This is a genomic window from Pseudomonas fluvialis (assembly GCF_002234375.1).
Taxonomy (GTDB): Bacteria; Pseudomonadota; Gammaproteobacteria; order Pseudomonadales; family Pseudomonadaceae; genus Aquipseudomonas; species Aquipseudomonas fluvialis.
In genome coordinates this window covers 94599-102647 of record NZ_NMQV01000017.1, presented here as the reverse complement: position 1 = coordinate 102647, position 8049 = coordinate 94599, and the positions used below count along the sequence as shown (strand labels likewise).

The window sequence follows — 8049 nt, the reverse complement described above, 5'->3', positions numbered from 1 at the left end:
CGTTTCTTCTCAACCGCTTAGAGCAACCTTGGCTTAATTTCTTTCGCTTCGGTGTGGCGCGCATTCTACAGCGCCGCCTTGCTCAGTCAAGCTGTTTTTCAGGAAATTTTCTTTCCATTTCAACAACTTATCGCTTAGCCAAACCTTCGGTTCGTCTTAGCGAGGCGCGCATTCTACATGAGCACAGCAGGCTGTAAACCCCTGATGGAGAAAAACCTGCACAAAGCGCCCAGATAAACAGCCGCGGCGCTCAGCAGGGGCTCAAATAACCCCCGCTGCACGCAGCGCCATGATCTGCGCCAGACTCATTCCCAGCCGGGACTGAAGCAGGGCCTCAGTGTGCTGCCCAAGCAGGGGTGGCGCCAGACGGTAGGTCACCGGCGTAGCGGAAAGCCGCAGCGGACTGGCGACTTGCGGGGTATGGCTACCCAGCGCGTTGGCCAGCTCGAAGCGCAAGCCTCGCGACTGCACCTGCGGATCGGCAAACACCTGGTGCAGGTCATTGATCGGCCCGCAGGGCACGCCCGCCGCTTCCAGCAGCTCAATCCACTGCGCCGTGCTTTTGAATACCGTAGCCTGGCGCAGCTGCGGAATAAGTTCGCCACGATTCGCCACCCGCGCCTGATTGCTGGCAAAGCGTGGATCATCTGCCAGCTCGGGGATGCCGGCGACCTCACAGAACTTACGGAACTGCCCGTCATTGCCCACCGCCAGGATGAAGTTGCCGTCAGCCGAGGGAAAGTCCTGGTAAGGCACGATGTTCGGGTGTGCATTACCCAGACGCTTGGGCGCTACACCCGTCACCAGGTAGTTCATCGCCTGATTGGCCAGGCAGGCCACCTGCACGTCCAGCAGCGCCACATCGATATGCTGGCCGATACCGGATTGCTCTCGCTGATTCAGTGCGGCCAGAACACCTACCGTGGCGTAAAGCCCGGTGAGGATATCGGTCAGCGCCACCCCCACCTTTATCGGCCCGGCGCCCTCTTCACCTTCTGCGATACCAGTCAGGCTCATCAGGCCGCCCAGCCCCTGGATCATGAAGTCATAACCCGCCCGCCTAGCATAGGGACCGCTCTGCCCGAAGCCGGTGATCGAGCAATAGATCAGCCGCGGATTGATGGCCTTGAGCGATGGGTAATCCAGGCCATAGGCCGCCAGGCCACCGACCTTGAAGTTCTCCAGCAGGACATCGCACTGCGCGACCAGCTCACGCACCAGGCGCTGACCTTCCGGCTGGGTGAAGTCCACTGTCAGCGACTGCTTGTTGCGATTGGCACTCTGGAAATAGGCCGCTTCGGCGGAGTCGTTACCCTGCGCATCCTTTATATAGGGAGGCCCCCAGTGCCGGGTGTCGTCTCCCGAGCCCGGCCGTTCAACCTTGATCACCTCCGCGCCCAGATCACCCAGCAGTTGTCCCGCCCACGGACCAGCAAGGACGCGGGACAAGTCGAGCACGCGGATATGCGACAGGGCGGACATAAGTGGAGCCTCACGCTGCAAGCCTCAAGCGGCAAGTGGCGCTGCCCTGAACGACAACGTCTCCTTGCGCCGGCGGGAATAGGTGCTGTGCAAATCAACCGCTTGAGCGGCATTACCTTGCCGCTTAAAGCGTATGACCTGCCGCGGCCTGTTAGAAGAACGCCTGGATACCCGTCTGCGCTCGCCCGAGAATCAGCGCATGCACATCATGGGTGCCCTCGTAGGTATTCACGACCTCCAGGTTGACCAGATGACGGGCCACACCGAACTCGTCGGAAATGCCGTTGCCGCCGAGCATGTCGCGCGCCATACGTGCAATATCCAGCGCCTTGCCGCAGCTGTTGCGCTTCATGATCGAGGTGATTTCCACCGCGGCACTGCCTTCATCCTTCATGCGGCCGAGGCGTAGACAGCCCTGCAGGGCCAGGGTGATCTCGGTCTGCATATCCGCCAGTTTCTTCTGGATCAACTGGTTGGCGGCCAGCGGGCGACCGAACTGCTGACGATCCAGCACATACTGACGCGCGGTGTGCCAGCAGGCCTCCGCAGCGCCCAGCGCCCCCCAGCTGATGCCATAGCGTGCGGAGTTCAGGCAGGTGAAGGGCCCCTTCAAACCGCGCACCTCGGGGAAGGCGTTTTCTTCCGGACAGAACACGTTGTCCATGACGATCTCGCCGGTGATCGAAGCGCGCAGACCGACCTTGCCGTGGATCGCCGGGGTGGACAGGCCTTGCCAGCCTTTTTCCAGGACAAAGCCGCGAATCTCGCCGGCATCATCCTTGGCCCAGACCACAAACACGTCGGCAATCGGGCTGTTGGTGATCCACATCTTGGCGCCGCTCAGGCGATAGCCGCCATCGACCTTCCGGGCCCGGGTGATCATGCTGCCCGGGTCCGAACCGTGGTTCGGCTCGGTCAGGCCGAAGCAGCCAATGAACTCGCCAGAGGCCAGCCTGGGCAGGTACTTCTGCCGGGTGGCTTCGTTACCAAATTCAAAGATCGGCACCATCACCAAGGAAGATTGCACGCTCATCATCGAGCGGTAGCCGGAGTCGATGCGCTCCACTTCGCGGGCGATCAACCCATAGCACACATAGTTGAGGCCGCTACCGCCGTAGGCTTCGGGAATGGTTGCCCCGAGCAGGCCGGTCTCGCCCATTTCACGAAAGATCAGCGGATCCGTCTGCTCATGGCGGAAAGCCTGCAGGACGCGCGGCGCAAGCTTGGCCTCGGCAAATTGCTGGGCGCTGTCGCGCACCATGCGCTCTTCTTCACTGAGCTGCTGATCAAGCAATAGCGGATCCTGCCAGTTGAACGTGGCCTTGCCAGTCATGAAACGCTCCTCACCTGCGTGCTAGGTCGATCTGCCTTGCAGACTAGGTCAGCCGGCGGCGGCGGGCAAACGACTAATTCGCACGCACTTGTGCATAAATTGCACTTCGTAATAGCTTTAATCGGACAAAAATCTTTAATCACTTGAGCAGATCGCACTTATGCGTCGCAAGATACCCAGCACCAGCGCGTTGATCGCCTTTGAGTCGGCCGCCCGCCACCAGAGCTTCACCAAGGCCGCCGACGAGCTGGCACTCACACAAAGCGCGGTGTGCCGGCAGATTGGCAGCCTGGAGAGCTTTCTTGGCGTCGAGCTGTTTCGCCGTTCGCGGCGCGGTGTGAAGCTGACCGATGCAGGGCAGGCCTACAGCCGCCGGGTAGCCCTGCAACTGGATGCAGTGGAGCGCGACACGCTGGCGGTGATGGGCCAGCAAGGCCAACAAAGCCTGGAGTTGGCGGTGGTACCCAGTTTCGGCACGCAATGGCTACTGCCACGCCTGGTGGACTTCCAGCGCCAGCAGCCCCATGTCACGGTGAACCTGACCAGTCGCACCCGGCCTTTCCTGTTTGCCGATAGCGACTTCGATGCCGCCATCTATTACGGCGACGCCGACTGGCCCGGTACCCAGGCCGATTTCCTGATGGCGGAAAACGCCCAACCCGTCTGCAGTCCGCAGCTGATCGCCGGGCTGCCCCTGCTGGACGCCGGCAGCCTGGCACGTCTGCCGCTGCTGCAACAAAGCACCCGTCCCTATGCCTGGCGCCAGTGGTTTGCCAGCCAGGGTCTGCAGGTTGCCCAGGACATGAGCGGGCCGCGCCTGGAGCTGTTTTCCATGCTGGCCCAGGCAGCCAGTCTGGGTATGGGCATGGCGCTGATCCCACCCTTTCTGATTGAGCGCGAGCTGGCCGATGGCCGACTGGTCTGCCCGCTGGCCGCTAGCGCCAGCAGCGACAAGGCCTATTACCTGATCATTCCCGAACGACGCCGTGAAGCCCCGGCTCTGCAGCGGCTCCGTGAATGGCTGCTGGCCGAAGCCGCCGCCTATCGCCAGGCGCAGGCCAACGCGGAGCTGTCCGCTTAGCCCGCCGCCAACAGCAGACGCGCCTGTACGCGACCGTTACCCAAGCGCGTCAGGCTGGCCTCGCGGCAGATAACGCCCTGCCCCTGCAGCTGCTGCAACCAGCGCAGCAGGCTGGCGAAGTCGGCCTCGACCAGGCTGACCTGTACACCCTGGCTGTCGCTGTCGAAGCGCTCCAGACGCAATCCGGCCTGCTGTGCCGTGCGCGTTACCAGGCCTTGCAGCTGGCTGGCCTCAACCGGCACAACAGCCTGTGCCGGGCGCTGACGGGCCTGCTCGGCATTGGCTTGCAGGTAGTGCCAGAGCTCCTGTTGCTGGGCGTGCCAGGTCCGGCTTTCCTGCAGCTGGCGCTGCACCGGCTGCCAGAGCATTACATAGAGCAGCGCCAGCAGCAGGGCCAGGCCAAGCAGGCGCAATGCCTGGCGATCCCGGTCAGCCAGTTGTTGCCAGCGCTGCAGGAGTGGCGATGCCTGGCCACGACGCTGCACATCCTGCCACAGGCTCATGCGTCACCTCCGATCAGCAGACGGGCACTGACACCCTGTTCGTCGCGGCCCGCCGAGCCCATTTCGACTTGCAGCCCCTGTGCCTGGAGCCGCTCACGCAGCAACTCCAGGCCGGCAAAATCACTGGCCTGTACCTGCAGCGCCAGGCTGCCCTCGGCGGCCTGATAGTCCAGCTGCTGCACCTGCACCCCGCTGGCAGCCTGCAGAGGCTCAATCAACGGCTGCAGGCGGCTCAGCAACTGCTCCTGCTGCTGCGCACCGGCCGCCGCCAGGTGCTGATCAAACTGCGCACGCAGGCGCACGATGCGCCGGTCCTCGGGGAACAGTTCACGGTATAGCTGCTCGCTGGCCTGGGCATATTGGTCACCCTGGTACTGCAGGTACAGGCCCTGCCCCAGGTCAAACAGCCACTGCAGGCACAGCCAGCTGACCAGTACCGCAGCAACCGGACGCCAGGCGCGCGACGAGGCAGGCTGGGCCAGGGCCAGCTCACCCTGGGCCAGGTCGATGGCCTGTGACTGCGCATTGAGCAACTGCGCCCAGGGTGCCGCCTCGGTGCACGGGCGCAGCGCGGGCAGGCGCGCCTGCAAGGCCGGCCAGTCATCCCGGCGCAGCGCCAGGCGCAGGCCATCGTCACTGGCCAGTAGGACGCGCGACTCATCAACCAGCAGCTCACTACCGGAAGCCCACAACAGGTCGGCATCCAGATAGATGGCGCCGATACGCAAACCGGCCTCTGCCAGGCTGGCCAGCCAGCCCTGCAACAGGCTGCGCCGGATAATCCGCACGGGGTGGCGCCCATCCTCCTGCACAGAACCCAAGGCCAGGTGCAGGGCTTCGACATCCTCGGCCAGCGCCTCTTCCACCGCGTAGGCCAATGCCTGGCGTAACCAGCGGGCTTTTTGCGTGGGCAGGCTGACCAGGCAGGCGCTGGCCTGCTCCATGGGCAGTACCAGCGCCAGCTCGCGCGTGCCCAGCACGCTGGCACACTCGGCAAGACGCAAGCTACGTCCCTGGCCATCCACCGCCTGCCAGTACAGCAGGCTGTCTGCACTCAGCCCGGGCGGCGTATCGGCTGGCAGAAACAGACAATCTCTCATGGTTGTTCCTCTACGGGGGCCGGCTGCAGGCTTTGCAGCGACTGGCCAAGATCACGCTGCAGTACCCGCGGCGGGCCATCGGCCTGACGCTGCAAGGTACTCCACAACAACTGACGACGCTCACCCAGACGCACTTCGCTGCGCACCCGGAAATACTGGCTGGTCACCGCCAGACCATCGTTGTCCACCGTGCGCCCGACCAGCGCCGGCTGGGCGAGAAAGGCTTGCAGGTCGGCAAAGCCCTGTTCGCCTCGTGCCTCGACCAGGCTTTGCGCACTGGCCAGGTCGAGGTCGTCGGCCAGACAGCTGAGCAACAGGGCACTGGCCGTATTGACGTTAAGGCCAACCTCGGCCGGCAGCGCACTGACATGCGGCAACAACAGCTGGTAATCACGCTCACTCATATCCAGCAGCAGACGCAGTTCGGAGACATCGCCCAGCCAGCGATTGCCGGCCCGGTAGGGCGGCTGCAGCAACAGGTACTGATTGTCTTCGGCGCCGTAGCCGCCACTGGCCTGCTGGTCCTCGTCAATCCAGTCGAGCAGGCGTTCGGCATAGGGTGTGTCGATTTGCAGGCGCAGTAACAAGCGGCGCAGGCGCTGCACGGCCTGCGGATTGGCCTGGCCATCGCGCAGCAGGCTGTTCAGATTGAAGCGCCCGGCCAGGTCATCGATGCGCAACAGCAGTTCACCCTGCTCCAGGGCAAAGGGTGGCTGGGCGCGCGCCCAGGCCTCGCCGAGGTGGTCGGTGCTGCGCGCCGGATCCGTAGCAGCCTGCTGGTCGCGCCACAGAATGGCCTGCGCCAGCGCCTCGCCACCCAGGGCAAAGTGCCAGGCCTGGCGCGCCAGCAACTGGTTAGTGCTGCTGCGAATGCTCAACTGCTGACGCAGCACCAGCCCGGCAGTGACCAGACTGGCCAGCGCCACCACCAGCAGCACGGTAATCAGCGCAACGCCGCGCTGGCGCTTCATGGCGCCTCCTCCGGGTTGCCCAGCGGGCTTTGCGCCGGGTTGTCGGGCAAACGCAGGACGCGCTCCAGTTCGCCATAGCGCGGATGCTGCAGCACCAGGCGCACCGCGCGCGGCAGGCGGGCGCGCTGCCGGGCGGAGTCGTCAGCCGGCCAGCTGTCCAGCCATTGCTGGTTATCATCGAGAAAGGCCAGGCGCAGGCCATCCAGCGCCGGCAACACCACCTGCTGCTGTGGCGGGCTGTCCTGGGCGCGGTCCAGCACATTCCAGTACACGCGCTGCAGCTGACCGTCGCGATATTGCCAACGCACCCGTTGCCACTGGCTGCGTGGCTGTCCGGTCGGGTTGCGCCAGCCCAGACGGGTAAACTCCAGCATGCCCTGCTCATTATCCCCACGCAGCGCCGCTTGCGGCTCACCATAGCCATCGCGCACCGGACGGGCACCCGCCTGAGCCAGATCGCGCTCCAGCGCGGCCATACCGCGCACCAGTTCGCGCAATTGCTGTTCCTGGCGACGCAGCGCCTCGTCGCTGGCCAGCACCGTGCTGAGCATGCGGTAGCTGGCCAGGCCAAGCAGGGCAAAGATGGCGATGGCGATCAGCAATTCCAGCAGGGTGAAGGCGGCGGCCTGGCGATAGCGCATCAGCGGGCCACCCCGAGAAAACCGACCAGGCGCTGCACGGCCGCCGTCTCGATCTCCGCTGCGCGGCCCGGTCCGGCACCCGGCGCCAGCCACAAGGTCACCCGCAACAGGCCGGGATCGCTGGTGCTGCTGATCTCCTGCAACAGCCACCAACGCCGCCCGGCGTATTCCAGGCTGCGCACCTCACGCCCCACCGCGGGGGCGGCTTCCTGCAGCTGCAGCAGACTGAGCTGGTTGTCGGCCAGCCAGCCGGTGAGGGTCTTGTCCTCCAGGCGGGCCGCATTGTTCAGGCTGCGCGCACTAGCGGTGAGCAGGCTGGCGGCCACCAGCGCGAAGATGGCCAGCGCCACCAGCACTTCCAGCAGGGTGAAGCCCCGTGCACGCCCCATCAGCGCTGCTCCAGACGCTGCGCGATAGGCAGCTGGAAACCGTCGCTGCGCAGCTCCCAGGCGGCTACGCCGGGTTCGCGGCCCTGCAACTGCAGGCTGAAGCTGCTCAGCTCGCCACTCGACAACAACAACAGCTGGGGTGCCGGCAGCGGGTTGTCCGGCGCCTCCTCGGTTACCGCGCTGGCCAGTTGCAACGCCTGGCCCTCCACCTGCAGTTGCAGGCGCAGGCTGGCCGGCAGGCGGTGCTGACGGTATTCACGACTGTCCTGCCAGGCAGCACTGGCTTCGTCATACCACTGCACACGATAGCCCTGGTCGTTCACCAGCAAGCCGTACTCGCGGTTGTCCAGCAGCGCCGCCTCGCTGAGCAGCGCCAGAAGGCCGCTCAGACGCTCGGCTTCGTCACGCAGCTGCCGGCCGCGCGGATCGCTGACACCGAGCACGGCCAGGCCGACCAGGCTGCCCAGGATGACCAGCACCACCAGCAGCTCGACCAGGGTGAAGCCGCGGCTGCTCGCACGGGGCCGGCTGAGCGACACCATCAGGCTG

At 64.9% G+C, this 8049-nt stretch carries 10 protein-coding genes; 2 read left to right on the top strand and 8 right to left on the bottom strand.

The window, feature by feature from the left end; all coding sequences use genetic code 11:
- Positions 1-197: hypothetical protein (locus tag CFY91_RS16090; protein WP_207759390.1), on the top strand; the 197-nt coding region annotated here is incomplete at its 5' end.
- 64 nt (positions 198-261) lie between these two features.
- Here CFY91_RS16090 and CFY91_RS09785 read toward each other — a convergent pair.
- Complete coding sequence (locus CFY91_RS09785) at positions 262-1482, bottom strand: CaiB/BaiF CoA transferase family protein (protein ID WP_093986166.1); 1221 nt, start codon at positions 1480-1482, stop codon at positions 262-264.
- Positions 1483-1633: 151 nt separating this feature from the next.
- A complete protein-coding gene (locus tag CFY91_RS09780) occupies positions 1634-2815 on the bottom strand; it encodes an acyl-CoA dehydrogenase (RefSeq protein WP_093986165.1) in 1182 nt (393 codons plus the stop codon).
- A 160-nt stretch (positions 2816-2975) separates the two neighbouring features.
- Between CFY91_RS09780 and gcvA the strand changes: the two genes are divergently transcribed.
- Positions 2976-3896 carry a transcriptional regulator GcvA gene (gene gcvA, locus CFY91_RS09775; protein WP_093986164.1) on the top strand — a complete coding sequence of 307 codons (921 nt, stop codon included), beginning with the start codon at positions 2976-2978 and terminating at the stop codon, positions 3894-3896.
- Here gcvA and gspM read toward each other — a convergent pair.
- The 6 genes from gspM to gspH are packed head-to-tail and all read right to left on the bottom strand — an operon-like array spanning position 3893 to position 8042.
- A complete protein-coding gene (gene gspM / locus CFY91_RS09770) occupies positions 3893-4399 on the bottom strand; it encodes a type II secretion system protein GspM (RefSeq protein ID WP_093986163.1) in 507 nt (168 codons plus the stop codon). The genes gcvA and gspM overlap by 4 nt on opposite strands.
- Positions 4396-5499 (bottom strand): type II secretion system protein GspL, encoded by a 1104-nt coding sequence (gene gspL / locus CFY91_RS09765; RefSeq protein WP_093986162.1) that lies wholly within the window; start codon positions 5497-5499, stop codon positions 4396-4398. The genes gspM and gspL overlap by 4 nt, the downstream gene beginning before the upstream one ends.
- Entirely contained in the window at positions 5496-6470 is a 975-nt protein-coding gene (gene gspK / locus CFY91_RS09760; protein ID WP_093986161.1) for a type II secretion system minor pseudopilin GspK, read from the bottom strand. The genes gspL and gspK overlap by 4 nt, the downstream gene beginning before the upstream one ends.
- A complete protein-coding gene (gspJ, locus tag CFY91_RS09755) occupies positions 6467-7111 on the bottom strand; it encodes a type II secretion system minor pseudopilin GspJ (RefSeq protein WP_093986160.1) in 645 nt (214 codons plus the stop codon). The genes gspK and gspJ overlap by 4 nt, the downstream gene beginning before the upstream one ends.
- Positions 7111-7500, bottom strand: coding sequence for a type II secretion system minor pseudopilin GspI (gspI, locus tag CFY91_RS09750; protein WP_093986159.1), 390 nt, complete (start codon positions 7498-7500; stop codon positions 7111-7113). The genes gspJ and gspI overlap by 1 nt, the downstream gene beginning before the upstream one ends.
- Positions 7500-8042, bottom strand: a complete 543-nt coding sequence (gene gspH, locus CFY91_RS09745; RefSeq protein WP_093986158.1) for a type II secretion system minor pseudopilin GspH — start codon at positions 8040-8042, stop codon at positions 7500-7502. The genes gspI and gspH overlap by 1 nt, the downstream gene beginning before the upstream one ends.
- Positions 8043-8049 lie beyond the last annotated feature (7 nt).

What these genes read in the sequence shown, in the direction of transcription:
- CFY91_RS09785 (WP_093986166.1), bottom strand. Translation starts at nt 1,482, where the DNA reads ATGTCCGCCCTGTCGCATATCCGCGTGCTCGACTTGTCCCGCGTCCTT.
- CFY91_RS09780 (WP_093986165.1), bottom strand. Translation starts at nt 2,815, where the DNA reads ATGACTGGCAAGGCCACGTTCAACTGGCAGGATCCGCTATTGCTTGAT.
- gcvA (WP_093986164.1), top strand. Translation starts at nt 2,976, where the DNA reads ATGCGTCGCAAGATACCCAGCACCAGCGCGTTGATCGCCTTTGAGTCG.
- gspM (WP_093986163.1), bottom strand. Translation starts at nt 4,399, where the DNA reads ATGAGCCTGTGGCAGGATGTGCAGCGTCGTGGCCAGGCATCGCCACTC.
- gspL (WP_093986162.1), bottom strand. Translation starts at nt 5,499, where the DNA reads ATGAGAGATTGTCTGTTTCTGCCAGCCGATACGCCGCCCGGGCTGAGT.
- gspK (WP_093986161.1), bottom strand. Translation starts at nt 6,470, where the DNA reads ATGAAGCGCCAGCGCGGCGTTGCGCTGATTACCGTGCTGCTGGTGGTG.
- gspJ (WP_093986160.1), bottom strand. Translation starts at nt 7,111, where the DNA reads ATGCGCTATCGCCAGGCCGCCGCCTTCACCCTGCTGGAATTGCTGATC.
- gspI (WP_093986159.1), bottom strand. Translation starts at nt 7,500, where the DNA reads ATGGGGCGTGCACGGGGCTTCACCCTGCTGGAAGTGCTGGTGGCGCTG.
- gspH (WP_093986158.1), bottom strand. Translation starts at nt 8,042, where the DNA reads ATGGTGTCGCTCAGCCGGCCCCGTGCGAGCAGCCGCGGCTTCACCCTG.